The organism is Sulfitobacter sp. 1A13496, assembly GCF_043557225.1.
GTDB lineage: Bacteria > Pseudomonadota > Alphaproteobacteria > Rhodobacterales > Rhodobacteraceae > Sulfitobacter > Sulfitobacter faviae.
The window spans coordinates 43,067-68,734 of record NZ_JBIFFP010000005.1; the positions used below are offsets into that span (position 1 = coordinate 43,067).

General features: G+C 60.9%; 24 protein-coding genes and 2 tRNA genes. 15 read left to right on the forward strand and 11 right to left on the reverse strand.

All coding sequences use genetic code 11. The features are described from left to right. Positions 1–57 precede the first annotated feature (57 nt). The 4 genes from hemN to ACGYLX_RS12540 all read left to right on the forward strand — a co-directional run bounded on the left by hemN (position 58) and on the right by ACGYLX_RS12540 (position 5,064). Positions 58–1,413 (forward strand): oxygen-independent coproporphyrinogen III oxidase, encoded by a 1,356-nt coding sequence (gene hemN / locus ACGYLX_RS12525; protein WP_394449858.1) that lies wholly within the window; start codon positions 58–60, stop codon positions 1,411–1,413. 159 nt (positions 1,414–1,572) lie between these two features. Then, the gene (locus ACGYLX_RS12530) at positions 1,573–1,917 is read left to right on the forward strand and encodes a DUF3140 domain-containing protein (RefSeq protein WP_394449860.1); all 345 of its coding nucleotides are present in this window, start codon (positions 1,573–1,575) and stop codon (positions 1,915–1,917) included. A 347-nt stretch (positions 1,918–2,264) separates the two neighbouring features. Continuing rightward, on the forward strand, positions 2,265–3,218 hold the full coding sequence (locus tag ACGYLX_RS12535) for a TAXI family TRAP transporter solute-binding subunit (RefSeq protein ID WP_394449862.1): 954 nt from the start codon (positions 2,265–2,267) through the stop codon (positions 3,216–3,218). Between the two features lie 61 nt (positions 3,219–3,279). Continuing rightward, positions 3,280–5,064 carry a TRAP transporter permease gene (locus tag ACGYLX_RS12540; protein WP_394449863.1) on the forward strand — a complete coding sequence of 595 codons (1,785 nt, stop codon included), beginning with the start codon at positions 3,280–3,282 and terminating at the stop codon, positions 5,062–5,064. A 390-nt stretch (positions 5,065–5,454) separates the two neighbouring features. On the opposite strand, the gene ACGYLX_RS12545 is transcribed toward ACGYLX_RS12540, so the two are convergent. From ACGYLX_RS12545 to ACGYLX_RS12580, 8 genes are all read right to left on the reverse strand, one after another. Next, on the reverse strand, positions 5,455–6,993 hold the full coding sequence (locus tag ACGYLX_RS12545) for an acyl-CoA synthetase (protein ID WP_394449865.1): 1,539 nt from the start codon (positions 6,991–6,993) through the stop codon (positions 5,455–5,457). Position 6,994: 1 nt separating this feature from the next. Further along, positions 6,995–8,011: an NAD(P)-dependent alcohol dehydrogenase gene (locus ACGYLX_RS12550; RefSeq protein WP_394449866.1), complete on the reverse strand. Its 1,017-nt coding sequence runs from the start codon at positions 8,009–8,011 to the stop codon at positions 6,995–6,997. A gap of 3 nt (positions 8,012–8,014) precedes the next feature. Next, positions 8,015–9,136: an acyl-CoA dehydrogenase family protein gene (locus ACGYLX_RS12555; protein WP_394449867.1), complete on the reverse strand. Its 1,122-nt coding sequence runs from the start codon at positions 9,134–9,136 to the stop codon at positions 8,015–8,017. Further along, positions 9,133–10,086, reverse strand: a complete 954-nt coding sequence (locus ACGYLX_RS12560; protein WP_394449869.1) for a branched-chain amino acid ABC transporter permease — start codon at positions 10,084–10,086, stop codon at positions 9,133–9,135. Before ACGYLX_RS12560 ends, ACGYLX_RS12555 begins: the two co-directional genes overlap by 4 nt. Next, on the reverse strand, positions 10,086–10,943 hold the full coding sequence (locus ACGYLX_RS12565; protein ID WP_322329523.1) for a branched-chain amino acid ABC transporter permease: 858 nt from the start codon (positions 10,941–10,943) through the stop codon (positions 10,086–10,088). The genes ACGYLX_RS12560 and ACGYLX_RS12565 overlap by 1 nt, the downstream gene beginning before the upstream one ends. A gap of 74 nt (positions 10,944–11,017) precedes the next feature. Continuing rightward, entirely contained in the window at positions 11,018–12,220 is a 1,203-nt protein-coding gene (locus ACGYLX_RS12570) for an ABC transporter substrate-binding protein (RefSeq protein WP_394449871.1), read from the reverse strand. A 28-nt stretch (positions 12,221–12,248) separates the two neighbouring features. Beyond that, the gene (locus ACGYLX_RS12575; RefSeq protein ID WP_394449873.1) at positions 12,249–12,950 is read right to left on the reverse strand and encodes an ABC transporter ATP-binding protein; all 702 of its coding nucleotides are present in this window, start codon (positions 12,948–12,950) and stop codon (positions 12,249–12,251) included. Between the two features lies 1 nt (position 12,951). After that, a complete protein-coding gene (locus tag ACGYLX_RS12580) occupies positions 12,952–13,719 on the reverse strand; it encodes an ABC transporter ATP-binding protein (RefSeq protein ID WP_394449875.1) in 768 nt (255 codons plus the stop codon). A gap of 147 nt (positions 13,720–13,866) precedes the next feature. Here ACGYLX_RS12580 and ACGYLX_RS12585 point away from each other — a divergent pair, with 147 nt between their 5' ends. Further along, a complete protein-coding gene (locus ACGYLX_RS12585; protein ID WP_394449877.1) occupies positions 13,867–14,781 on the forward strand; it encodes a LysR family transcriptional regulator in 915 nt (304 codons plus the stop codon). A gap of 220 nt (positions 14,782–15,001) precedes the next feature. Here ACGYLX_RS12585 and ACGYLX_RS12590 read toward each other — a convergent pair. Further along, positions 15,002–15,091 (reverse strand) — tRNA-Ser (locus ACGYLX_RS12590). A gap of 247 nt (positions 15,092–15,338) precedes the next feature. Here ACGYLX_RS12590 and ACGYLX_RS12595 point away from each other — a divergent pair. The 7 genes from ACGYLX_RS12595 (at position 15,339) to ACGYLX_RS12625 (ending at position 21,878) form a co-directional block, all read left to right on the forward strand. After that, entirely contained in the window at positions 15,339–16,238 is a 900-nt protein-coding gene (locus tag ACGYLX_RS12595) for an SPOR domain-containing protein (protein WP_394449879.1), read from the forward strand. Positions 16,239–16,260: 22 nt separating this feature from the next. Continuing rightward, positions 16,261–17,451 (forward strand): D-alanyl-D-alanine carboxypeptidase family protein, encoded by a 1,191-nt coding sequence (locus ACGYLX_RS12600; protein WP_394449881.1) that lies wholly within the window; start codon positions 16,261–16,263, stop codon positions 17,449–17,451. Then, complete coding sequence (tmk, locus tag ACGYLX_RS12605) at positions 17,448–18,092, forward strand: dTMP kinase (RefSeq protein WP_394449883.1); 645 nt, start codon at positions 17,448–17,450, stop codon at positions 18,090–18,092. Before ACGYLX_RS12600 ends, tmk begins: the two co-directional genes overlap by 4 nt. Positions 18,093–18,144: 52 nt before the next feature. Beyond that, the gene (locus ACGYLX_RS12610; RefSeq protein WP_394449885.1) at positions 18,145–19,257 is read left to right on the forward strand and encodes a DNA polymerase III subunit delta'; all 1,113 of its coding nucleotides are present in this window, start codon (positions 18,145–18,147) and stop codon (positions 19,255–19,257) included. A gap of 13 nt (positions 19,258–19,270) precedes the next feature. Beyond that, on the forward strand, positions 19,271–20,077 hold the full coding sequence (locus tag ACGYLX_RS12615) for a TatD family hydrolase (RefSeq protein ID WP_394449887.1): 807 nt from the start codon (positions 19,271–19,273) through the stop codon (positions 20,075–20,077). Then, positions 20,077–20,886, forward strand: a complete 810-nt coding sequence (locus tag ACGYLX_RS12620; protein WP_394449889.1) for an MBL fold metallo-hydrolase — start codon at positions 20,077–20,079, stop codon at positions 20,884–20,886. The genes ACGYLX_RS12615 and ACGYLX_RS12620 overlap by 1 nt, the downstream gene beginning before the upstream one ends. Positions 20,887–20,948: 62 nt before the next feature. Beyond that, entirely contained in the window at positions 20,949–21,878 is a 930-nt protein-coding gene (locus ACGYLX_RS12625; protein ID WP_067266328.1) for an AEC family transporter, read from the forward strand. Positions 21,879–21,927: 49 nt separating this feature from the next. Here ACGYLX_RS12625 and ACGYLX_RS12630 read toward each other — a convergent pair. Continuing rightward, a tRNA-Leu gene (locus tag ACGYLX_RS12630) sits at positions 21,928–22,011 on the reverse strand. A gap of 134 nt (positions 22,012–22,145) precedes the next feature. On the opposite strand from ACGYLX_RS12630, the gene ACGYLX_RS12635 reads away from it, so the two are divergent. After that, on the forward strand, positions 22,146–22,667 hold the full coding sequence (locus tag ACGYLX_RS12635) for a Hint domain-containing protein (protein WP_067266333.1): 522 nt from the start codon (positions 22,146–22,148) through the stop codon (positions 22,665–22,667). Here ACGYLX_RS12635 and ACGYLX_RS12640 read toward each other — a convergent pair. Continuing rightward, positions 22,664–23,518 (reverse strand): NAD(P)H-hydrate dehydratase, encoded by an 855-nt coding sequence (locus tag ACGYLX_RS12640; RefSeq protein WP_394449891.1) that lies wholly within the window; start codon positions 23,516–23,518, stop codon positions 22,664–22,666. The two genes, ACGYLX_RS12635 and ACGYLX_RS12640, sit on opposite strands and share 4 nt — an antisense overlap. 211 nt (positions 23,519–23,729) lie before the next feature. On the opposite strand from ACGYLX_RS12640, the gene ACGYLX_RS12645 reads away from it, so the two are divergent. Together ACGYLX_RS12645 and glnA are read left to right on the forward strand one after the other, a co-directional pair. Further along, on the forward strand, positions 23,730–24,068 hold the full coding sequence (locus tag ACGYLX_RS12645; RefSeq protein WP_067266338.1) for a P-II family nitrogen regulator: 339 nt from the start codon (positions 23,730–23,732) through the stop codon (positions 24,066–24,068). Between the two features lie 49 nt (positions 24,069–24,117). Continuing rightward, a complete protein-coding gene (glnA, locus tag ACGYLX_RS12650) occupies positions 24,118–25,524 on the forward strand; it encodes a type I glutamate--ammonia ligase (RefSeq protein WP_168613076.1) in 1,407 nt (468 codons plus the stop codon). The last annotated feature ends 144 nt before the right edge of the window (positions 25,525–25,668 follow it).

Genomic DNA, 25,668 nt, shown 5'->3' on the forward strand with positions numbered 1-25,668 from the left:
GCGTCCGAATTGATCCAGCGCAAAGACCGCAGAACGACGGCCTCCTAAACCGGTGCCATGGAACAGATACAGATGCTCGAGGCTCTCGGCCTCTTCGACACCCGCGTGCCGCGCTACACCTCCTATCCCACCGCGGCGGCTTTCACCCCCGCGGTCGGCGCCGCGTTTCAGCGCTCAGCGCTTGGCACGTTGGACCCTGACGTGCCGGTCTCGGTCTATGTCCACATCCCCTTTTGCGAGCGCCTGTGCTATTTCTGCGCCTGCCACACGCAGGGCACCAAGACGCTCAGCCCTGTCGAGCGCTATATCGAAGCTCTTGAGGCCGAGCTTGAGCTTCTGCGCGCCGCGATGCCTGCGGGCATGCGGATGGGGCGGATGCATTGGGGTGGCGGGACACCGACCATCCTACCGCCCGCCCTCATTGACCGCCTGAACCGCGCCCTTCATCAGCGCTTCACCCCGACCGAGGATTTCGAGTTCTCCGTCGAGATCGACCCCACCCAGATCGACCCCACCAAAATCGCTGCCCTGCGCGCCGCGGGCCTCACACGGGCCTCTATCGGCATTCAGGATTTCGACCCTGAGGTGCAGCAGGCCATCGGGCGCCTCCAGTCCTTCGAGGTCACGCGCCGCTGTGTCGACCAGTTGCGCGCCGAGGGGGTCACCTCGCTCAATACTGACTTGGTTTACGGCCTGCCTCATCAGACCATGGCGCGGCTGGAGGATACGATCGACAAGACCCTGTCCCTTGCCCCGGATCGCGTGGCGCTTTTCGGCTATGCGCATGTGCCATGGGTCGCGAAACGGCAAAAACTCATCCGCGAGGCGACACTGCCCGACGCGGTCGCACGCTATCACTTCGCTGAGAGGGCCGCGGCACGCTTCGCCGCTTCGGGCATGGAGGCAATCGGCATCGATCATTTCGCTACGCCGCAGGATGGGCTGACCCAAGCAAAAAACAACCGCCGCCTGCACCGGAATTTCCAAGGCTACACCGATGACAATTGCCAAACCCTGATTGGCCTCGGCGCCTCGTCAATCTCGCGTTTTCCGGGGGGCTACGTACAGAACGCCCCCGCGACGGCGGCCTACACCGCGCGCACCGCCGACGGCGACTTGCCCGGAACGCGCGGCTACGCCTTGGAGGATACGGACCGCCTGACCGCGCGGGCGATCGAATGTCTGATGTGCGACTTCACCCTTGACCTGAACGCATTGGCAGAAACCTTCGGCGCGGGGGCCTTCGATCTCGCGCCCGAGTTAAAGGCCATCGCGACCCGCTACACGCCATTCGTGCGCTTGTCCGGAACGCGCCTCGACATCCTGCCCGAAGGTCGCGCCCTGACCCGCATGATCGCATCGATGCTGGACCAGGAGGTGCCGGAGGGCATGCGCTATTCGCAAGCTTCCTGAGCTTTCACCGGCCCGCCCGAGGCGCGGGCCGTTCGGACACTGACAAGCTGACGGCAGACCGATCGGCGCGCGCCTCACCGACCGTGGCGGACCGCTGTGACCCTTGGGAACAAAGCGCGCGCGGGCCGGTTTCTTCCCAGTAATGGATTGGGAAAGAAAATGTTTTCATCGAAATCGAAGGACGAAATCTGGGACGAGTGGCGTGATCTGGTCAACATGGCACCGGCGGAGCTTGAGGACTGGCTGGAGACCGAGGCCTCCAAGTCCCTGGGCGACAGCGGAAGCGGTGAAAGCACCGGGCACAAATCCGGCCGCAGGATCGTCAAGATCAAACGCACCAGCAAGGACGACCTGACCGACGATCAGTGGGATCACATGGCGACCGTCGTCGGCTATATCAAACGGCATCTCTCCCAAGGCGGGCCGAAGGATGACGTTGAAGACTCGAAATGGCGCTATTCGCTGATGAATTGGGGCCATGATCCTCTAAACGGCGATAGCTGACGAGCTGCGTCTTGCCCGAGTAATAAGGGTATGGACCTTTGATCGGGCTTCGACCTTGACGGAGGAGCGCAGACAGTTGCGCTTCTTTGCAACTCAAGCGTCGATATCTCTATGGCTTGCGATCCACGCATCGCAGAACTGGTTGCGGGGCGCAGCGAACCTGCCGCCTCTCCCATCTTCGCCCCCGCGAGGCCGAAACGGCCCACCGTATTGCTCTGCAAGAGACACCCAACAGCGAACCCCATTCTCGACAATGTCGTAGTGTGCTGCCACAAAGTCACCCAAAGGCAGTCCCGCACCTGTTTCGCCGGGAGAACGTTGGCCTTGCGCTTGGAGGAGGAAAAACCATGAATGCGTTGAGACAAACTATTTGCGCGGCATTGGCCCTGGGGCTTGTGGGGGGCGCCGCGAGCGCCGAAACCAGAGTGACCTATAAGTCGGCCAAATCGGGCTCGTCCTACTATCAAATGGGCGTGGAGCTTGCCGAGGCCATGAAAGCGGGCAGCGGCGGAGACATCTCGGTTACCGTGGAAGAGAGCCAAGGATCGGTTCAAAACGTCATGGAAGTCCGCGCGCGCGGGGCCGACTATGTCTTTACCACCCCGCCCTCGCTCGTTGGTCTGGCCCAGAACGGCAAGGCCATGTTCGAAGGCAAGACCGCACCTGCTTTCGATGAGATTCGCGCGCTCTTCCCGATCCCATCGCTGACCATGCATTTCGTGATGTCTCAGGACAGCGGCGCCACCGCGCTTGCGGATTTGGAAGGCAAGAGCATCCTGCTGGGCAAAGGGTCTTTCGGCGCGACCGAAGGCGCGAAGTATCTGGATATGTTCGGGCTGGCAGACAGTGTCGAGATCGCGGATGCGGAATTGAGCAACGCCGTGGCCGCTTTGAAAAACGGGCAGATTGACGGCTTTGTCACTGCGGGTTCATTCCCGGCGCCAAATGTCGTCGAAGCCGCCGCTTCCACCCCCGTGACCGTGGTCCCGTTGTCGGACGAGCAGATCACCCAATCCAAACGGACCCGCATTGTCATTCCGGCGGGCACCTATGCGGGCCAAGAGCAGGATGTGACCACAACGTCCCTGCCCGTCGCCGCCTTCACGACAACCAAGATGGACGATGAAACGGCTTATCAACTGACCAAGACCTATTGGGAAAACAAGGCCAAGATGGCCGATACTTCGCCTTGGTGGGGCAATGTCACGCCTGAGTTGATGGCCAATATCACCACTGAACTGCACCCCGGCGCGCTGCGCTATTACGAAGAAGCCGGGATCGCGAAAGAGACCTCGCAATAAAAGGATGCGCGGCGCGGGTTTTCCGCGCCGCGCTTGCCCAGCCAAAGCCGGACCCCCATAGATGACAAATCTCCCCGAAAGCCGATTGGCGGCGAGTTTCTGGATCGCGCTGGCCATCGCGCTGGTCAGCTATCACTTGGCTTTGGTGTTTTCGGGTCTGGTGCCGAACCTGATCAGCAGGCCGCTGCATATGGCCTTTATCCTGCCCTTCGCCTTGGTCTTTGACGCACAAACGCCGCTGCGGCGGATCACTGGCAGCATCTTGGCCGCCTTGGGCATCGCCGCAGCGCTTTGGGTGGCCTTCAACAGCGATGCGCTTGGCGATCAATACGGGTTCATCGAAAGCAACTTCCAGCTTGCCGTGGCGGCGACCCTGCTCTTGGTGGTGCTGGAAACGGCGCGGCGCGTGATCGGTTGGCCCTTGCCACTGGTCGCGGCACTCGCCCTGCTCTACGGCCTGTTCGGGCAGCATATTCCCGGCGAGTTCGGCCATTCCGGCACGCCAATAGAAAGCTATTTCGGAACACTGACCATCGCCGAGGGCGGCATCTGGGGAACGCTCACCGGTGTCTCCGTTTCTGTCGTGGCGATCTTTGTCATCTTCGGCGCAGTTCTGAACGCTGGCGAAGCGGGGCAAGGTTTCATGAATGTCGCCGCCGCCGCGGCGGGGCGGCTGAAAGGCGGCGCGGCGAAGGTTTCTGTTTTGTCGTCGGCGCTCTTTGGGTCAATCTCCGGCTCGGCCTCCGCAAATGTCGCTTCCACCGGCGCGATCACCCTGCCCGCGATGACCAAGCTCGGCTATCCCAAACGCCTCGCCGCCGCGGTCGAGGCCGTGGCCTCCTCAGGCGGACAGATCATGCCGCCCCTAATGGGCGCAGGCGCTTTCGTGATGGTCGAGCTGACCGGCGTGCCATACACTGGCATCATGGCTGCCGCCGCGCTTCCGGCGGTGCTTTACTTTGTGGCGGTCTGGGTTGGCATCAACGCCTACGCGCAGCGCTTCGCCCTCAAAGGGATCGCAGAAGCGGATCGCCCTGCAATGCGCGACGTGGTTGTCACATCGCTCTTCTTTCTCGTCCCCTTCTCGGTCCTGCTATGGGGGATGTTCGTCGCGCAGTTCACGCCGGAATATGCGGCGGCCATGGCGATCCTCGCAGCGGCGCTGCTCTTGTTCTTCAACGCGCAACTCACATTCGAGCCGCGCCAGATCGCCACGCGAATGGCAAGTGCAGTTCTCAATGCCGCGCGGCAGGTTGCCCTGATCGCCTCCATAATCCTTTGCGCCTCAATCATCATCGGTGTGCTGTCGATCACCGGGCTTGGCGTGAAAATCACCTCTCTCATTCTGGCGGGCTCCGGGGGGCTTCTTTGGCCGTCCCTGCTGCTCACGGCGCTTGCTTGCCTCATTTTGGGCATGGAAGTGCCCACCACGGCGGCCTATGTGATCTGCGTCTCCGTCGCCGGACCTGCGCTCATCGAACTGGGTCTTTCGCCGCTTCAAGCGCATCTCTTTGTCTTTTGGTTCGCGCTTCTCTCGACAATCACGCCCCCGGTCTGCGGCGCTGTTTTTATCGCCGCGGGAATGATTGGCGAGAATTGGTTGAAGGTCGCTCTGACAGCGATGGCGCTTGGCATTGGGCTTTACATCATCCCACTGGGCATGGTCGCGAACCCGGATATGCTAAGCCTATCGGACGCCCCATTCGCGGCTCTCTTGGCGGCTGGTCGTGTCGCATTGGGGCTGACCCTGCTTTCATACGGTTTGATCGGAGCGCGACGGCCCGTGCCAACGCTCGCGCTTTGCGCAGGTGGGCTGGCTGTTGTGTTTTCCGGCCTGTGGATTTGAGCGCGCGGCGTTAGAGCAGGCGATTGGTTAAGTTGATGTTTCGAAGCAGACGCGCGAACCAATTCAGGTTCTATTGGAGGCGTGACCGGTCATTGAATTTTCATCCAGCCGCACCCAAAGCCCGTTTCGTCTTTACAATAGATGCCGCCGCTTGAGCGATCGCCCAACGCGCGGCGTTTCCATTTTTCGCAGACGAGCGAGTGACTGCATTAGTCAGGGTTCGCGCGTAATCGACCGGGGTCAGAACACCCAACGCCGAATGCAGGCGTTCAAACATGGTCTCATCAAGCAATTCACCCCGCATCTCTCCGGTGTTACTCTCTAAGGGGGCCGTTCTGTATCCGCTAGCCGGGCGCGGCATAGTGTCATTCAACCCTCTGCTCTGGTCTTTTATCTTGGCGCCAAATACTCATCTCTTAGGAGCCTCTTGTGCAGTTTCCCTGTCTCTGTCCGGGGTAACCTATTGCGGAACTCGATACTCCGTGGGCATTTGATCGAAGACAGCTTTGTTCGGCAAAATTCAAACAAGGCGTCACGCAGTTCATCTGAAGCGTCGACATCTGGCAGCAACTGCACGACAGCATGAACGGCTTCACCAAAATCCTCATGTGGAATGCCGATAACGGCTGCGTCGAGCACGGCCGGATGGTTTAGCAGCGTATCTTCAGTCTCTTGCGGATAAACGTTCACTCCGCCCGAAATGATCATGAAAGATTTGCGATCTGTCAGGTAAAGATAACCTTCCGCGTCGACCCGACCGATATCCCCGAGGGTTGTCCAGCCTTTTTCATTAGTGGCACGCCGGGTCTTTTCTGGGTCTTTATGATAAGCGAACTGATGGCCATTCTCGAAAAAAATCTCTCCTTCTTGTCCAACTGGAAGCTCTTCTCCGGTCTCGCCGCAGATATGGATGACCCCCAGTTTGGCCCGGCCCACTGAACCGGGATGCCCCCGCCACTCACGGCTTGTTATCGCGGTGAAACCATTATTCTCCGTACCAGCATAATACTCGTGGATAATATCCCCCCACCAAGCCAGCATGTCGTGCTTGACCTCAATCGGACAGGGAGCCGCGGCATGTACAGCCATCTGCATGGAGGAAAGGTCGTATTTCTCACGTACCTCCTGAGGTAGTTTCAACAGGCGCACGAACATGGTTGGCACCCATTGGCTGTGTGTAATGCGATGTTCTTCAATAAGTCTTAGCGCCTCTTCGGCGTCAAAGCGGTCCATGACAACCGCAGTACCACCCGATTTGATCGTGACCATTGAGTGGCGTAATGGGGCTGCATGGTAAAGCGGCGCAGTGGACAGGTATCGGGTATCCGGCCCGTAGCCGAAAAGATCGGTTAGCAGATCGACCAGCATCGTGCGCGTTCCAAGCGGCGCGGGCTCCAACGGCCATTTGATACCTTTCGGCCGCCCCGTCGTACCTGAGGAATAGAGCATATCAAGCCCTTGGGCCTCGTCTGGGATTGGCGTGGTTGGCTGTTCCGCGACGCCGTGATCCCAACTTGGCAGGCCCTCCGCCCCCCCGCCTACGACGCGCACAGCGAAGGCTTTGCCAAAATCCGTCTGTAGTTTTGCAACTACTCCCGCAAACCGATCGCTTGCAATTAGCAGCTGAGCATCGCAATCGTTGAGGATATAGGCGATCTCTTCCGGCCCCAGATGGGTACTGATGGTCGTGTAATACACGCCAGCACGATCTGCCGCGAAACAGACCTCCAGCATTTCGCGACGGTTCTCCATCAGAATGGCAATATGCGCACCCGTTTCGATGCCCATAGCGCGCAACAAATGCGCGCCTTGATTTGCCCGGGCTTCGAGCGCAGCAAAGCTGACACTTTCGCCGGTGGCGGCCATGACGAAGGCTGCCTTGTCCGCCGGATGGTGGCGAGGCTGCCAAGAAGTATCAATGTCGGACATGTTAGAACTCGATTAGGGTTTTGCCAAAGTGGCCGCCGGCGCGTAGATGCGTTAGTGCCTCTTTCAGCTGATCGAACTTGAAGGTCTCGCCCAGAACAGGCCGCATGTTATGCTGAGCCATGGCGCGCAGCATCGCCTCAAACCCGTCGCGATGGCCCACGGTGACGCCTTGGAGACGGACCTGCCGGGCGACAATCGGACCCAGCGAGGCGTCGATGTTCAGCCCCGAAAGCACCCCAATCATGGACAACGTCCCGCCTGGCCGCACGGCCTTCAGAGACAGAGGCAATGTTTTCGCGCCGCCTAACTCGATAATATTGTCATAGCCGCCGCGGTCGGCGGTGATGGGTCGGCTGGCACGAGCCCAATCTTCTTCGCTGCGGTAATTGATTGTCGCGTCTGCGCCCATTTCAGTGACTTTCGCGAGTTTGTCATCGCTGGAGGAAATCACAGTGACATGCGCCCCATGCATCTTGGCAAAGGCCAAGGCGAAGAGCGCGACACTGCCGGTGCCTTGGACCAGCAATTTGTCCCCGGCGCGGGTTTGGCCGTGGGTGATGACCGCGCTCCATGCCGTGAGCGCGGCGCAGGGCAGCGTCGCCGCTTCTGCGTCGGTCAGGTATTCAGGAACCTTGACCACCCCTTCCGCAGATAGACAGATGCGGTCCGCCATAACCCCGTCCAGCGGCCCCCCCAAGGCAGACGCGAAGCGCTCAGGGCTTGGCGCGCCCGCGGTCCAGTTTTGGAAATAGGTCGGGCAGACACGGTCCCCGACGGCCACACGGGTCACACCCAGCCCTACTTCGACAACTTCACCCACACCGTCGGACACAGGGATCAAAGGCAGTTCACCCGTCGCTCGGCCATAGCCCCGTTCGGGCACGATCAGATCACGTGAGTTGAGCGATGCCATTCGCATCTCGACAATGACCTGTCCCGGTCCGCAGCTTGGCTCATCGCGCTCTGTCAGTGTGAGGTTGTCGAATCCCCAGTCGCCTTCGATCTGGAATACACGCATGGTTCAGCTCTCCTTCCGGGCGGTCAAACGCGCCACCCTGTCTTTGAGGATATTTGTTGCCCCATCGGTGAAGCCCGCCATCTGTGCGGCGGCGATGTGGCGGGTAAAGGGGTGCTCCGGGCGCAAGCCTTCGGCCCCCATCAGTTGCAAAAGTCTTGGCAGTTGAGTCTGCGCACAGGAGACCGAATTGATCTTGGCCTCAGCAGCCGCAAGTTGGGCATCCGCGCCTTGCGCCACCTTTTCGACGGCCTGCTCCGTAGCGCGTCGGGCCTGCATCAAGGCGGCTTGCGCGGCCTCGAACTCTGTCTGCCAGCGTGGAATGGCATTCAGCGGCTTACCGAAGCTGCAACGTTCAGCGCCATAGGCCGCAGCACTATCCAGTGCTGCTTGCACCATGCCGTTGCACATTGCGGCAACATAGGTCCGCGCGGCATTGATCTCTTGCAGGATCGCTTTGAAAGCTGTGCCGGGTGCAGCGAGCATGGCTTCATGTGGCAGTTTAACCCCCGAAAGGTAAAACCCGCCGGTCCCTAGACTCGTCTGCGAAAAGGCACTGTCGATGGCATAACGGGTGACACCCGGCGCATTCAGATCAACGAGGAAGGCTGCGATGCCATCGCTGTCGCCCACCTCTGCGCATTGCGCATAAACGATCGAAAGCCCTGCCTGCCGCCCGTTGATAATCCATGCTTTTTCCCCCTCGATCTCCCAGCCGCCTGCAACCTGCCGCGCGGTGGTGCGAATGGCGGCAAAATCGCTGCCGGTGCCGGGTTCGGTTAAAGCGGTGCAGGCGTGCATCCGGCCAGAAAGCAGGTCGGGCAGATATTGTGCGGCGGCATCCTGTCCTACTTCACAGAGCCTGAGGGCAATGTTGTGGGTATTGACCAGGGACATCGCAAAACCGAAATCTGCTCCGGCCAACACCTCCAAAGCTACAGCGCGGGTGGCAAAGCCGAAGCCCCTGCCTCCCATTTCCTCTGGCACCTCAATACCCAGAAGCCCCAAAGCGGCGGCCTCATGGTAAAGCGCGGGCTCCGGCGCGGCCCCGATGGACCATGCTGCCGCCTCCGCGGTAACACGTCCCTTGGCGAAGTGCGTGACCTGATCCAGAAAGGCGTGGCTCATGTCCGGCCCCGACGTTTTTCCATCAGGTCGCGGGCGATACCGGCAATGCCACGCGGCATGAAGATCGTCGCCAGTACCAGCACCAGCCCGTAGAGGATCAGCCGGAAACTATCGGCAAAGCGCAGGTATTCAGGCAGGAAGACCACGAAGAACGCGCCGATGATTGGCCCGGCAATGGTGCCCGATCCGCCGATGATGACCGCGAGGATTGCATCGAGCGACTGCGCAATGCCGAAGATCTCAGGATTGATGAAGCTTTGGTAATGCGCATAGATCGCACCGGCGAGGCCCGCGAACATCGCGGAGGTCACGAAGGCAAAGAGCTTGTATTTCCAAGCCGCGATACCAACCGCGCCGACGAGGTCTTCGTTCTGGCGGATCGCTACGAGGATTTGCCCGATACGCGACCGCACGATCAGTGCCGCCAACCCCGTCATCAATGCCGCGATGATCAGTACGAAGTAGTAATACGTCTCCCGGTCGCGCCAATTGAACAGTGCATCTTTGCCACCGGGCTTCGGGATGCCGGTGATGCCGGCCTCGCCTTGGGTAAGCTCGTGGAAGTTCATCAGGACGATGAAAATCACCATGTTGAACGCTAGTGTGACGATGGCGAAGTAGTGCCCTTTGACCCGCAAGCTGGGGTAGCCTGTCAGCAGCGCGAAGAAGGCAGTAACGAAGGGCGCGAGGATGATCGTCAGCCAGACTGGCAGATCAAAGTGCATGCCCATCAGCGCCGTCGAATAAGCCCCAATCCCCATGAAGCCGGCCTGCACGATGGAAACATAGCCGGTGTAGCCTTGGATCAAGTTCTGCCCTTGCGCTGCGATGACCCAGATCAAGGCCAACACGCTCAGGTGGATATAGTATTTCACAGAGATGAGCTGCGGCAACAATACGAAGCCAACCAGTGCCAGCCCATAAAGGATGAAGGTGCGATTACGAGCCATTATGCTTTCCCCATCAGGCCTTGAGGCCGGAACAACAGAACGCCGATCATCACCACGAATGCGATCACGTCCTTATAAGCGGATGAAATGAAACCGGCGGCGAGCGCTTCGGTGATGCCAAGCACGAGCCCTCCCACCACGGCGCCGGGGATCGACCCCAGACCGCCCAAGATGAGCACGGCAAACCCCTTGACGACCAAGCCCTCGCCAATGCCCGGCGCGATCGCAAAAAGCGACCCGACCATGACCCCGGCGCAGACACCAAGCGCAGTCGAGATCGCAAAGACCACCAGCGGGATCGTCTTGACGTTGACCCCCATAAGGATCGCAGCGTCGCGGTTCTCGGCCACGGCGCGGATCGCTTGGCCCGTTTTGGTGCGTTCGACAAACACTGTCATTGCGGCGATCAAAAGCGCGGCGGCAAGGATCACATAGAGCCGCAGCTCGGGAATGGTGACACCGCCGATGTTGAAGACGCGGGAGAAGTCGGTCGGGATGACGACTTGCTCATGCCCAAAGAGTTCGAGATTGATCCCCTCAACCATCATGGTCAGTCCAAGCGCCACGATAAAGGCGTTGATGTGATTGGCATCTCGTACCGGGCGATAGGCCAGAAGTTCGATCAATACGCCAAGGGCAAGCCCGACCAAAAGCGCAATCAGGATTGCCAGTAGCAAGGGTATGCCCCAACTGGTGACAAAAAAGAACGTAAGATAGCCCCCGAACATAGAGACCGATCCATGGGCAAAATGCGCGATGCCGAGGATACCGAAAACCGTGGTTAGCCCCAGTGCGATCAGCACATAGACACCCCCGATGGCGATGCCGTTAATAATCTGTTGAAGTACCTCAACCATGCCGCACCCTGCGAATTAAAGAAGATAGAAGAATGGGGCGCAGGAAACCTGCCCGCGCCCCGCCCGGGGAGGGATCAGTCGTCCAACGTGCTCAGGAATGCTGAATACGCGGCGGCGTCAGACGGCAGGTCTTGTACGAAGACCCAATTGCCGCCCTGCCACTGGAAAGCGCCATTGGAGGTATAGGCCTGCCCGTTTTCATCGAACATTTTGTCATCGACAGGCAGGTATTGCATGACGACCTCATCCGGCACCGCAATCTCGCGCAGCGCTTCGGCCACGGCTTCGGTGTCGTCTACGGTCCCGGCCGCCTCGATGGCATCCTTCAAAGCATAGGTTTGGTCATAGGAATAAGGTGAGCTTGGTGAGGGCGCGATGCCGTACTCTTCGGTATAGTTGGCGTGGTAGGCCTTGCCGTTTTCAGATGCAGAAAGCAGCGTCAACTCTGTCGGGCGCAGGTCCCAAACGCCTTCCATCTGCTCCGAAGTGGCCACACGGGTAAACTGCTCTTCGCTACCGGAGGTGAAACCATAGCGCGGCACGTCGATGCCGAGCTCGACTGCCTGTCGGTAGATAAAGGCTGCTGGCTCAACATAGCCGACAACAAGGATCGCGTCAGGCTCTTGGCCGCGGATTTTGGTCAACTGCGGAGACATGTCGCGGTCTTTTAGACCAAATGCCTCCCGGCTGACGATCTCTCCGCCTGCTTTCACTAACTCCTTTTCAAAGGCGTCGACGTAGCTGGCGTAGAACCCCACATCCAGCGCGCCCAAGACGGCAACCCGCTTGTGGCCCTTTTCGGCGACAAAGGTACCAGCCGCCGCACCAGTATAATCTGCTGGTGGACGCGTGCGTGTGAGGTTCGGGATTTCGCGGGTCGTGATCGACCGCTCGGCCGCATTGCCCACGAGCATCACCGCATCTTCATATTCGATGAAAGATGCCACCGCCCCGGTCGCGCCCGAGCAGCAGAAACCAAGAATATACTTAACGCCATCTCGGTCGATCAGTTTGCGTACGGCGTTGGAGGCCTCGGTCGGGTTGGCCTTGTCGTCATAGGCGATGACGTTGAGCATGTAGGTGTCTTCGCCCACCTTGATCCCGCCGCTGGCGTTAATCTCTTTCGCGGCCAGTTTCACCGCATTGGTCTGCGGCAGTCCGTAAACGGCCCCGCCCCCGGTCAGCGCATCGCTAACCCCGATGTCGAGCGTCTTTTCCTCGGCCCATGCGGCACCCGCCGTCATGACCATTGCAGCTGTTATTGCTGTCAGTCTCATGTTCTGTCTCCTCCCAGAAACGTTGGTATCAGTGGCCCAGATACGCCTTTGCGACATCCGGATGTGATTGCAGCTCCGCGCCCGTACCGCTCAGCACGATCTCTCCGGATTCGAAAAGATAAGCCCGGTCGGCAAGCCGCAGCGCCATGGCCGAGTTCTGCTCGACCAGCAGGATGGTTTTCCCCATCTCTTTGACCCTCGCGATGGTCTCCCCCACCTCCGCAACGATTTTCGGGGCGAGCCCTAACGATGGCTCATCAAAGATGCAGAGCTTGGGCCGCGCCATAAGCGCCCGGCCGATGGCCAACATCTCCTGCTCACCCCCCGACAACGTGCCCGCCGCCTGGCTGGCGCGGTCGCGCAGGATAGGAAACATGTCCATCATCTCTTCAACATCGGATGCCTGCTCTGCATCCTTACGCGGATAGGCTCCCATCTTGAGGTTCTGCAGCGTTGTCATTTGCGGAAAGACCTGACGCCCTTCGGGGCACATGGTGATCCCCGCTTTGACGATGGAGTGGCCGCTTTGGTTGGTGATATCTTGGCCCTCGAACTCAATGGTTCCTGCAGTAGCCGGAACCAGCCCGCAGATCGCCTTGAGCGTAGAAGACTTGCCCGCGCCATTCGCGCCAATCAGCGCGACGCATTCGCCCTGATCAACTTGTAAGTCGATGCCGTGGATGACTTCGATCGCGCCGTAGCTGACGCGCAGGTTGGATACGTTCAACATGTCAGGCCGCCTCGCCGAGATATGCGTCAATGACGACTGGATTGTTGCGGATTTCCTCAGGCGTGCCTTCGGCGATCTTTTGGCCAAAGTTGAGCACAACGATCCGATCGCAGACCTCCATGATCAGCGCCATGTGGTGTTCAATCACCAGCACAGAGGTCCCCAAATCGCGGATCTTCTTGATCAGGTCGCTTAAGCTCTTGCGCTCATGCGAGACCAGCCCGGCGGCGGGTTCATCCAGCAAAATCACTTTGGGATTTGAGGCCAGTGCTGTTGCGATCATCAGGAACCGTTGCTGGGCCGAACTAATGGTGCCCACGCGGTGATCCTGTACCGGCGCAAGGTCAGTGATCTCGAGGATCCGGTCGACACGCGCGGCCAGTTCCTCTTCCTCGCTGGATTTCCGGCCCATGCCGAATACAGACGCCAGCGGATGCGAGGTGCGCGTAACGTTGCAGCCCAGCACGACATGGTCACGTACCGTGAATTCCGTGAATGTACTGGCTGTCTGAAAGGTCCGCGACAGACCCTTCGCCACACGATCATATTCAGGCAGATTATCGATCTTGGCGCCAGCCAAGCTAATCGCGCCAGAAGTGATCGGAAACAACCCCGCCAGACTATTCACAGTGGTCGATTTTCCGGAACCGTTCGGTCCAATCAAGCCGAGGATTTGCGCCTCGTTCACATTAAAGGACAGGTCTCGGATCGCATGCACGCCGCCAAACGACTTGCACAGAGATTCGACCCTCAAAACAGGTGTCGCCATAGTATATTCCCCTCCCCGCTCCTCCTGCGGTTCGAGAAGCGTAGCGACGCCCCATGGCGCAAATCAAATTCAAAGATTCCGCTTGGATATCTAATTTTTAGATGGTTAGATTTCGAAAGGGCGAAGACTTCGGAGGAGTTCCGCACCGTGAAACCGATCAGGAATATCAATTCTGTACAGGTGTTTAGCCTCACCGCCGAGACTCGGAATGTCACCCGCGCCGCGCAACTCTTGAACATCAGCCAAAGCTCAGTGAGCTATCACATTAAAAAATTGGAATCGGATCTTGGCTACCGGCTCTTCCACCGCACCGGACAAGGGCTGACCCTCACGGACGAGGGCGTCGAGCTGGCGCAGCATGTTGGGCGGGGGCTTGAGATGATCCAAACTGGGCTCGATCAGTTATCGATACGAGCGGGCGCGATCCGTATCGCGCTCTTGCCGATGTTTTCCAGCCGCTGGTTGTCGTCAGAGTTGGGTGACTTGATCGAACAATATCCTGACGTGCGCCTATCCATGCACAACCACAACAATAACTATGCCTATATGCCCGAGCCCGGGAGCTTTGCGGACATCGGCATTCAATGGGGAAAGGGCGACTGGAATGGCTTTGAAGTCCACCCTCTTTGGCCCGAAAGGATGGCATTGGTCTGCAGCCCCGAGTATCTTGCAAAACATCCGATCACCGAACCAAAGGATGTGACAGGCTGCACCTTATTGCATGTAGACGATACCGGAATGTGGGAAGAATGGTTCGACTTGAACGGAATGAAGATGGTCCACAGCCAGCCGCAAATGATGCTAGAGGACCGTCATTTTCAGCTCAGCTCGACAATCAATGGTTTAGGGGTATCTCTTTTCGCCTCGTGGCTAGTGCAGGAGGAATTGGAAAGTGGCGCGTTGGTTAGTCCTTTCTGCCGAGATTTCAAAACATCATATGCTTATCATCTTATCCTGCCGCGCTTGAAGGCTTCATCCCCTGCAGCGCTGCGGTTCCGTGATTGGCTTCTTGAAAACCGTTCCAAGGCAGATCGATTACCGTTTTCACCTTCAGAAGCTTAACTCCGAGATACGCAAAGCCGCATCGGCTCGCCGCTCAAATACAGCTCTGTCTCAGAGCCAGGCAGGGCCATTCCCAAATACCACATTCGGTATCAGTCAATGGAAGGATTCAGACGTGTCCGAAAGAAACACAAGAGAAACGATAGGCAGCTATATTTCTCCGCAGCCAGGACAACAGGTCGCTAAATTCGTCTCGTTCAAATCCAATAGGAATGCATGGTGGCGGAGGAGGTGGGATTCGAACCCACGGTACGCTCTCACGCACGCCGGTTTTCAAGACCGGTGCATTCGACCACTCTGCCACTCCTCCGCAGCACGCTCCTCCTAGAGCGCCGGGATCGATTCGGCAAACGCACATTTTCGCGGCCAGCCCCCCGCGCGCCTTTGGGGAAATTCGCCGATCTGCCCTGCGCGGTCTTTTCAAGCGCCGCCCGGTCGGGTTACTCTGCGCCAAAGCCCCTTTCAGAGGGGCGCAGGGCGTGCCGATCCAACGGCGCGACATTCTCGCGGGACATGGGTCGCGGCGCGCGACGACAGCAGGCAAGGACATCAAAGGCATGAGCAGGGACAATCAACCGTTGCGCATCAAGAAAAGCCGCGCGGCGGGCTTGGGCGTGGGCATTCTGGCAGTTGGTTTGCTGGCCGGTTGCGAGGGCGGTGATTTCAAACTTCCCTTCGGTGCAAACGAAGGCGCCAGCGCGCCGCGCAGCACTTCAACCAAACTCGTGGAACGTGATGTCGAAGCGCCTGAGGTTTTCTCAGCCACGGATGAGGGTCTTTGGGACGGGCGCCCCTCGCTCGGCGGGGTCTGGGTGGCCCATCCGGACGTCACCGAACCTGAACGCGTGATCGTGCGCAATGAGGCGAACGGCAAATTCGTCATCGGTGCCCTGTTCCGGCGCGAGCGGGAGCTGCCGGGGCCGAAGCTGCAAATCTCTTCGGATGCCGCCGCCGCGCTTGGCATTCTGGCGGGCGCTCCGACGCCGCTGAACGTAACCGCCTTGCGGCGCGAGGAAAGCGCCGCCCCGGAAGAGAGCTTTGAGGCCGAGAATAGCGGTGACGCTGCAGCTACTCTTGCCAGCCCTGCCCCTGTCACCGCCACCGCGCTGGCCCCTGCGCCGACGGCCAGCACCGCTGCCACTGCCACCGCGAGCGCCAAACCGGCAGCCAAACCGCCCGCCCCTGCGGCCCCGAAACCGGCGCGCCCGGCGGCTGGTGCGAAACTGTCCAAACCCTACGTGCAACTGGGCATCTTCAGCGTGGAGGCCAATGCCACCCGCACCGCCAAACAGATGCGCAGCGCGGGCATGGTGCCCACCGTCAAGCAAAGCGCGATCAACAACAAACCCTTCTGGCGCGTGGTGATCGGCCCCGCCACCAGCAAATCCGAACTCGATACCCTTCTCAAGAAGGTCAAGGCCGAGGGCTTTACTGACGCCTACGCCGTGTCGAACTGACAAACCGGAGGAAATGCTTCCTATGATCCGCCTTTTTGCCGCCGCCGTGGCGCTGGTGCTGACGCTCCAGCCCGCCGCCGCTTTCGATACCCGCGCCACCGCCGCCTATGTGTTGGACCAGACCACCGGCACCGTGCTGCTGGCCAAGAACGCGGATGAGCCGCTGCCGCCCGCCTCCATGTCCAAGCTGATGACGCTCTACATGGCCTTCGAGGCCGTGGAGCGCGGCAAGCAGAACGGCGGGCTCGATTTGGTTGAGAAACTGCCCGTGTCCGAACACGCCATGTCCTATGGCGGCTCGACCATGTTCCTCGACACCACCGACCGCGTCTCGGTCGAAGACCTCATTCGCGGGATCATCGTGCTGTCAGGCAATGACGCCAGCGCCGTGATTGCCGAAGCGCTCAGCCCCGATGGTACCGAATACGGCTTTGCCCGGCTGATGACACAGCGCGCGCAGCAGATGGGGATGACCAATTCCACCTTCGCCAATTCCAACGGCTGGCCGCAGGCGGGGCATCTGATGTCGGTCCGCGATCTGGGGCTGCTGGCCAACCGGATCATCACCGATTTCCCGCAGTTCTATCCGCTTTTCGCGGAGCGGGAGTTCGCCTTTGATGGCCGCGCGCCGCAGAACAAGACCAACCGCAACCCGCTTTTGGGTCTGGGCATCGGCGCGGATGGCTTGAAAACCGGCCATACCAATGAGGCGGGCTATGGGTTGGTCGGTTCGGCCAAACAGGGCGACCGCCGGGTGATCTTTGTCCTTTCGGGTCTCGACAGTGCCGCTGCCCGCGCGCAGGAGGCTGAATCGGTGGTCAACTGGGCCTTCCGCCAGTTCACGCAGCGCGATCTGGGCGAAGCGGGCACCCGCATTGCCGAAGCCCCCGTGGCCCTTGGCACGACCCAATCGGTCGGGCTTGAGCTGAAAGACGATCTCTCGATGCTGGTGCCCGTCACCGGCGGCGATGAGGTCGAGGCCGAGGTGATTTACACTGGCCCGTTCCAAGCGCCGATCAGCAAGGGCGACGAATTGGGCGAACTGGTGGTCGACCGGGGCGAATTGCCTGCCATGCGCGTGCCGCTGGTAGCCTCAACCTCCATCGCGCCGGGCGGGTTCATGGTCAAGATGACCGCCGCCGCCCTGCATCTGATGAACCGCCTCAACGCCGGGCCGCAGGCAGCCCCCACCGTGGAAGCGGAAACTTCGTGACCAGCGCAGAGAAGGCCCGCGCGCCGGGCCTCTTCGTGACTTTCGAAGGCATTGATGGCTCTGGCAAGTCCACCCAAGCACGGCTTTTGGCGGATCATCTGACAGCACAGGGCCATGACGTGGTGCTGACCCGCGAACCGGGCGGCAGCCCGGGGGCCGAGGAAATTCGTGCGCTTGTCTTGCAGGGTGACCCCGACCGCTGGTCGGCGCAGACAGAAATCCTGCTCTTCACCGCCGCCCGCCGCGATCATCTTGAACGCACCATTCGCCCCGCGCTCGACGCCGGAAAGGTCGTGATCTGCGACCGTTTCGCCGACAGCACGCGGATGTATCAGGGCCTTTCGCGCGGCGATCTGCGGCAGATGGTCGATGACCTGCATGCGCTGATGATCGGGGTGGAGCCTGACCTGACCCTCTTGATCGACATGGATCCGGCCCATGGCCTTGAACGCGCCCTCTCGCGCCAGACGGCAGAGGAGCGGTTCGAGGATTTCGGCGTGGAACTTCAAGCCAAGATGCGCGGGGGCTTTCTGAGCCTTGCCAAGGAATTCAACGACCGCTTCCATGTGATCGACGGGGGCCGCGACATCGACAGCGTGACCCGCGACGTGACCGCCTGCGTGACCGGGCGATTGGGCTGATCCACGCGCCCTGCCCGCTTCCCTCTGCGGCGAAACATGCTAGACCGAGACCATGACAGACGACGCCCCCCAGCCAGACCGTGTGGAAGGTGCCCGCCACCCGCGCGACACGCCGAAACTGATCGGCCAAAGCGCCGCCGAGGCTGCCTTTCTCGACGCTTTCAACAGCGGCAAATTGCATCACGCATGGATGCTGACCGGCCCGCGCGGGGTGGGCAAGGCGACGCTCGCATGGCGCATCGCACGGTTCCTTCTGGCGACCCCCGACCCGGATGGCGGGATGTTCGACCTGCCCCCGGCTGAAACGATTGAGATCGACCCAGAACACCCCGTCGCCCGCCGTGTGGCCGCCGGGGCCGAAGCGGGGCTGAAATCCGTCACCCGCACGCTGAACCCCGACACCAAGAAAATGCGCAAGCAGATCGTCGTCGACGACATCCGGGCGCTAAACGGCTTCTTCCAGATGTCCGCCGCCGACGGGGGCCGCCGCGTGGTCATCATCGACGACGCGGATGAGATGAACCCCAATGCCGCCAACGCGCTGCTGAAGATGCTGGAAGAGCCGCCGGAGCGCGCCGTTCTGCTGCTGCTCAGCCACCAGCCCTCCAGCCTGTTGCCCACCATCCGCTCGCGCTGCCGCACCCTACGCCTCGGCACGCTCGACGCGGGTCAGATGGCCGAGGCGCTGGCCGGCTCAGGCGTGGAGGTCGAAGACGATCCCGCCGCCCTGGCCGAGCTTTCCGGCGGGTCGGTCGGCGGGGCGCTGCGCCTGTCGCTAATGGGCGGGGTCAAAACCTATGCCGATCTCGTCGGCCTGATCTCTTCGCTGCCGCAACTCGACCGGGGCCGCGCTATCAAGCTGGCCGAAGCCGCAGCACAGCGCGGGGGGGAGGCGAAACTCGACCTGCTCTTTACTCTGCTGGACCTGCTGCTGGTGCGTCTGGCCCGCACCGGCGCCACCGGTGCGCCGCCCGCGCAGCCCGCCTGCGCCGATGAGATTGCCGTGCTGCAACGCCTTTCGCCCAGCCCCGCACAGGGGCGCGCATGGGCCGACGCGGCGCAGCAGATATCCGACCGCGCCCGTCACGGGCTGGCGGTGAACCTTGACCCTGCCGCGCTGGTCCTAGATACCCTGCGGCAGATAGGCCAGACGGCGCCAAGATAGCCGAAAGGACAGCATGACCGACACGCCCCAGATCACCGACAGCCACTGCCACCTCGATTTCGAGAGCCTGCAAGAAGACCTGCCCGGCGTCATCTCCCGCGCGGCGGAGGCTGGCGTCACCCGCATGGTCACCATCTGCACCCGGCTAAAGAACGAGCCGAGCGTGCGGGCCATTGCCGAGGCGCATGAGCCGGTGTTCTACGCCGCAGGCACGCATCCGATGTCCGCCGCGGAAGAGCCGATGGCTACGGTCGACGAACTTCTCGCCCTGACCCAGCACCCCAAAATGGTCGGCATCGGTGAGACAGGCCTCGACTACCACTACACCGCCGAGAGTGCCGAGGTGCAAAAGACCTCCCTGCGCATCCATATCGCCGCGGCGCGGGAAAGTGGCTTGCCGCTGATCATCCATGCCCGCGATGCGGATGACGACATGGCCCGCATCCTGCGCGAAGAACATGCGAATGGCGCTTATAGCTGCGTCATGCATTGCTTCTCCTCCTCCGCTGAACTGGCCCGTGCCGCGCTTGATCTGGGGTTCTACCTGTCGATGTCCGGCATCACCGCCTTCCCCAAATCGCAGGATCTGCGCGATATTTTCGCCGCCGCCCCGCTCGACCGTATTCTGGTGGAAACCGACGCGCCCTATCTCGCCCCGCCGCCGCATCGCGGCAAACCGAATGAGCCTGCCTTTACCGCCCATACCGCCCGCCGCGCGGCTGAGACCTTTGGCCTCGACTACGCCGATTTCGCCGCCCACACGCAGGAAAATTTTGAGCGTCTCTTCGCGAAAGCCGCCGCTTGGGAGCCTGCGCGCTGATGGCCGACCTGCGAGTGACCATATTGGGCTGCGGCTCTTCCGGGGGTGTCCCGCGCATCGGCGGCCACTGGGGCGCTTGCGACCCGAATGAGCCCAAGAACGCGCGCCGCCGCTGCTCAATCCTTGTGGAGCGGGTGACGGATGCGGGCACCACCGCCGTCTTGATCGACACCTCCCCCGACATGCGCAGCCAGCTGTTGGACGCAGGCATCGGGCGGCTCGATGCGGTGATCTACACCCATTCCCACGCGGATCACGTTCACGGGCTGGACGATTTGCGCATGGTGGTGATGAACATGCGCGCGCGGCTGCCGGTCTGGGCCGATGCGCCCACGCGGGACGCGCTGATCGAACGGTTCGGCTATGCCTTCGTGCAGCCCGAATGGTCAAGCTACCCGCCCATCCTCGACATGCATGAGATCACTGGCGAGGTCAGCATCGACGGCCCGGGTGGCACCCTGAAATTCAACCCCTTCACCGTCACCCATGGCAATATCGACGCGCTCGGTTTTCGCTTTGACGATATCGTCTATCTGCCCGATGTCTCGGCCATCCCCGAGGCGTGCTGGCCGATGATGGACAACCTGCGCTGCTGGATCGTCGACGCCCTGCGGCGGGAGCCGCATCCGACCCATAGCCATCTGGCGCAGACCCTTGGCTGGATCGACCGCGTGGCGCCCGAAACGGCGGTCCTGACCAATATGCACAACGACCTTGATTACCACACCGTCGCCGCAGAGACGCCGGATCACATTCAACCGGCCTATGACGGGCTGACCCTTCATTTCCCCCTTCCCCATTCAGACTAGGCAGCGCCGGGCGCGGGCCTGAGGGTCGGCGCCCCCGCCGCACCCCATAAGGCCCCTTTCAAGTGCAAACTCTTTTAGACGTCATTCTGCCGGTCTTTCTGGTCATCGGTTTTGGTTATGTTGCGGTCTGGCGCGGGCTCTTCCCCGTGTCTGGCATCGATGGGGTGATGAAATTCACCCAGAACTTCGCGATCCCCTGTCTGCTGTTCCAAGCCATCGCCCGCATTGACCTGTCGAGCAGCTATGACCCCCGCCTTTTGGGCAGTTTCTACGGCGGCGCGGCGCTTTGCTTTGCGCTTGGCATCCTTGGCGCGCGGCTCTTGTTCCGCCGCGATTGGGAAGACAGCGTGGCGATCGGATTTTGCTGCCTGTTCTCGAACTCGATCCTTCTGGGCCTGCCGATCACCGAACGCGCTTACGGGCCCGAAGCGCTGGCCGGGAACTATGCGATCCTGTCGTTCCACGCGCCCTTTTGCTACGGTTTGGGCATCACGGTGATGGAATTCGTGCGCAACCGCGGGCAATCGGGCCTGTCGCTGCTGCGCAATGTCAGCCGGGCGATGTTTCGCAACGCGCTGGTGCTGGCGATCCTCGGGGGCTTTGCCGTTAACCTCAGCGGTCTGCCGATCCCCGGCGTGGTGGATGACGCGCTGTCGCTCATTGTCCGCGCCGCCCTGCCCGCCGCGCTCTTCGCGCTTGGCGGCGTGCTGCTGCAATACAAGCCCGAAGGCGATATGAAAGCGATCCTCATGGTTTGCGCCATCGCCCTTCTGGTGCATCCCGCGCTGGTCTGGAGCTTTGGCACCATGCTGTCGCTGCCGCAGGCCGGTTTCCGGTCCGGCGTGCTGACCGCGGCCATGGCACCGGGGTTCAACGCCTATATTTTCGCCAATATGTACGGCCGCGCGCGCCGTGTGGCGGCTAGCTCCGTGCTGATTGCGACGGGCAGTTCGATCCTGACGGTATGGCTTTGGCTCACGGTGCTGGGCTGAGCGGGGCACGCGCGAAAAGTCTGCGGTATCTGTGATTTCCTGGGGAAAGTGGTGCGGGTGAAGGGACTCGAACCCCCACGCCAAAGGCGCCAGAACCTAAATCTGGTGCGTCTACCAATTCCGCCACACCCGCACTGCACCAACCGGTGCCCGCGCTGATTAGCAAACCCGCGCGGCAGATGCGAGAGCAAAAAAGCACAAGACATTAACCGGATGTTTGCATATGGTTGGTGATACCTGAGGCAGGTACAATAGAAAGAGACGCCCATGAAACCGAATACGGTCGGGTGCGTAGGCGGCAAAGATCGCCATGGGGGGCAGTTTTCCCCTTTCGCTGCGCTGGACACCGGTCTTGTGCAGGGCGCCCTTATTTTGACGCTGGATGGTGAGATCCCGGTTGAGTATCTCTCGGTCGGGGATCGGGTCATTACGCGCGATAGTGGCTTTGCAAAAATCCTTCATATTCAACGCACAACCCGCAGCGTGCGGCGCATCGCGCTGGCGGCGGGATCGCTGGGCCATACGCGGCCCGAGCGCGACGTGGCCCTCGCCGGGGATCAGATGGTGCTGGTACGCGATTGGCGCGCGCGGGCGCTTTTCAATTCCGAACGCGCCTTGGTCGCGGCGCGGGCCTTGGTCGACGATGAATTCATCACCGATCTGGGCGAGGAAGAGACGACCTTGATCCAGATATTCTGCGACGGCCCGCATGTGATCTACGCCGATGGCCTGGAGCTTGGCACCGCCGATGCCGCCCGCGCCCGCGGCGCGGTGTTGCACGCGGCCTAAACCCCCAAGTCCCGCAGCACCTGCGGCATCAGGTCAGGCAGGTCCTCGGCGATCAGCCCCGGCCCATGCAGCAGCGCTGCCTCGGCATGTATCCATGCCGCGGTGGAGGCTGCTTCGACCGGGGCGCTCCCCCGCGCGAGCAGCCCGGTGATAAGCCCCGCCAAGACATCGCCCGCCCCAGCGGTGGCCAGCCAGGGGGTTGCCCGGTCTTGGGTCGCATGGTGGCGCCGCACCTCCCCCTCGGGTGTGGCGATGATCGTCTCCGGGCCTTTCAACAGGATCACGCAACCGAACCGCGCGGCAGCCTCGCGCGTGGCCTGCGCCTTGGCCCCCTCCTCCTCGGCCTTTGCAGCCTCGGCCAGATCTGGGGCCAGCCGGGCGAACTCCCCCATATGCGGGGTCAAAACGCAGCCTTCATGAAGCGCGTCGCGCAGATCCGCGTCTTGCGACAGCAGGGTGATCGCATCGGCGTCCAACACGACATGCGGCGCGGCGAGGGCTGCTTTGACGAGCCCCGCTGCGCGCGCGCCCAATCCCAAGGCTGGCCCGAGGCAGAGCGCGTTGATCCGGCTGTCTTCGAGCGTTTCGGACAGTGCCGCGCCATCTGGTATCCGTTGCAGCATGACCGCCGTGAGTTGCATCGCCGCTTCAAGCTGCGCGGCGGGCGGCACGCCCAAGGTCGCAGCCCCTGCCCCGATCCGCAGCGCCCCGCGCGCCGCCATACGCGCGGCCCCGGTCTGGCCCGGCCCGCCCGACAGGACGAGCGCATGGCCGTGGTCATATTTATGCCCCGGCTCTTTGCGCAGCAAATCGACGTTCAGGCTCTCGCGGGTGATCTCGGAAATACGCATGCACAGGGATCTAGCAACTGCCGCCCAAAGGTACAGCCCGGGGCCGATTCACGAATGCTCATTTTTTAGGCGCGTTGCGCAAATTCTCAGCGCCCCTTGGCAAATGCATCCGCCGCGCCATGTTACCCCCTGCCCGGCGCTGGACGTTACGCGGGCGGGATGCTCTGTCGAAACCAGAGCATAAATGCGCGGGAATTGTCAGGGGATTACCATGAAAAAGATCGAAGCCATCATCAAGCCGTTCAAACTCGACGAAGTCAAAGAAGCCCTTCAAGACGTGGGTGTTCAAGGTCTGAGTGTGATTGAAGTGAAAGGCTTCGGCCGCCAGAAAGGCCACACCGAGCTCTATCGCGGTGCGGAGTATGTTGTAGATTTCCTTCCCAAAGTGAAGGTTGAAGTGGTATTGGATGACGATCAGGTCGATGCCGCTATCGAGGCCATCGTCGACGCCGCCAAGACGGAGAAAATCGGTGACGGCAAAATCTTCGTTTCCCCTGTTGAACAAACAATTCGCATCCGTACCGGTGAGTCCGGTTCAGACGCACTGTGACAACGGCCTTCGGGCCCAGACTACGAATAGACCATAAAGGACCTACACGATGGATACCCAGGAATTCCTGAGCAAAATCAAAGATGAAGGCATCGAGTATGTCGACATCCGCTTTACCGACACCCGCGGCGCCTTGCAGCACGTTACCATCGTGAGCGATCTGGTCGACGAAGACTTCCTCGAAGAAGGCTTCATGTTCGACGGCTCCTCCATCGCAGGTTGGAAAAGCATCGAAGCCTCCGACATGAAGCTGATGCCCGACGTCAGCACCGCCTATGTTGACCCCTTCTATGCCGAAACCACGATCTGCCTGCACTGCTCCATCGTTGAGCCCGACACCGGCGAAAGCTATGAGCGTGACCCCCGTGGCACCGCTGAAAAGGCCGAAGCCTATCTGCGTTCCTCGGGCATTGGCGACAACGCCTACTTTGGTCCCGAGGCCGAGTTCTTCCTCTTTGACAACGTCAAATTCTCGAACGAAGTCAATAAGGTATCCTACGAAGTTGACGCATCCGACGGCTCGTGGAACACCGACACCGACTATGAGATGGGCAACATGGGCCACCGCCCGGGCCTCAAAGGCGGCTACTTCCCGGTGAACCCGGTGGACGAAGCGCAAGACCTGCGCGCCGAGATGCTCTCGACCATGAAGCGCCTTGGCATGAAGGTCGACAAGCACCACCACGAGGTTGCCTCCTGCCAGCACGAGCTGGGTCTGATCTTTGGTGAATTGACCAAACAAGCGGATGAAATCCAGAAGTACAAATACGTAATCCACAACGTGGCTCACGCCTATGGCAAATCGGCGACCTTCATGCCGAAGCCGGTCTTTGGCGACAACGGCTCGGGCATGCACGTGAACATGTCGATCTGGAAAGACGGCAAGCCGCTGTTTGCGGGTGACAAATACGCCGACCTCAGCCAAGAAGCGCTGTGGTTCATCGGCGGCATTCTGGCCCACGCCAAATCGCTCAACGCCTTCACCAACCCGACGACCAACAGCTACAAGCGTCTGATCCCGGGTTTCGAAGCGCCGGTTCTGCGCGCCTACTCCGCGCGTAACCGTTCGGGCTGCGTGCGTATCCCGTGGACCGAAAGCCCCAAGGCCAAGCGTGTCGAGGCCCGTTTCCCCGATCCGGCGGCGAACCCCTATCTGGCGTTCTCGGCGCTCTTGATGGCCGGCCTTGACGGCATCAAGAACAAGATCGACCCGGGCGAGGCGATGGACAAGAACCTCTATGACCTGCCCGCGGAAGAGCTGGCGGACATCCCGACAGTGGCCGGTTCGCTGCGCGAGGCGCTGGACGAGCTGTCCAACGACATGGACTATCTGCTGGCCGGTGACGTGTTCACCCGCGACCAGATCGAAGGCTATATCGGGTTGAAGATGGAAGAAGTTCTGAAATTCGAACAGACCCCGCACCCCGTTGAATTCGGCATGTACTACAGCTGCTGATGCGACGTTCGTCCCCGCGGGACGGCTGGAGAAATTCGAAAGGGCGCGGTTCACTCCGCGCCCTTTTGCTTGGCGCCCCCCGGAACAGAGCTTGCCTTGCCGCGTTGGCTTGGCAGAGCAGCAAGAGCAGAGCAGCAAGAAAGG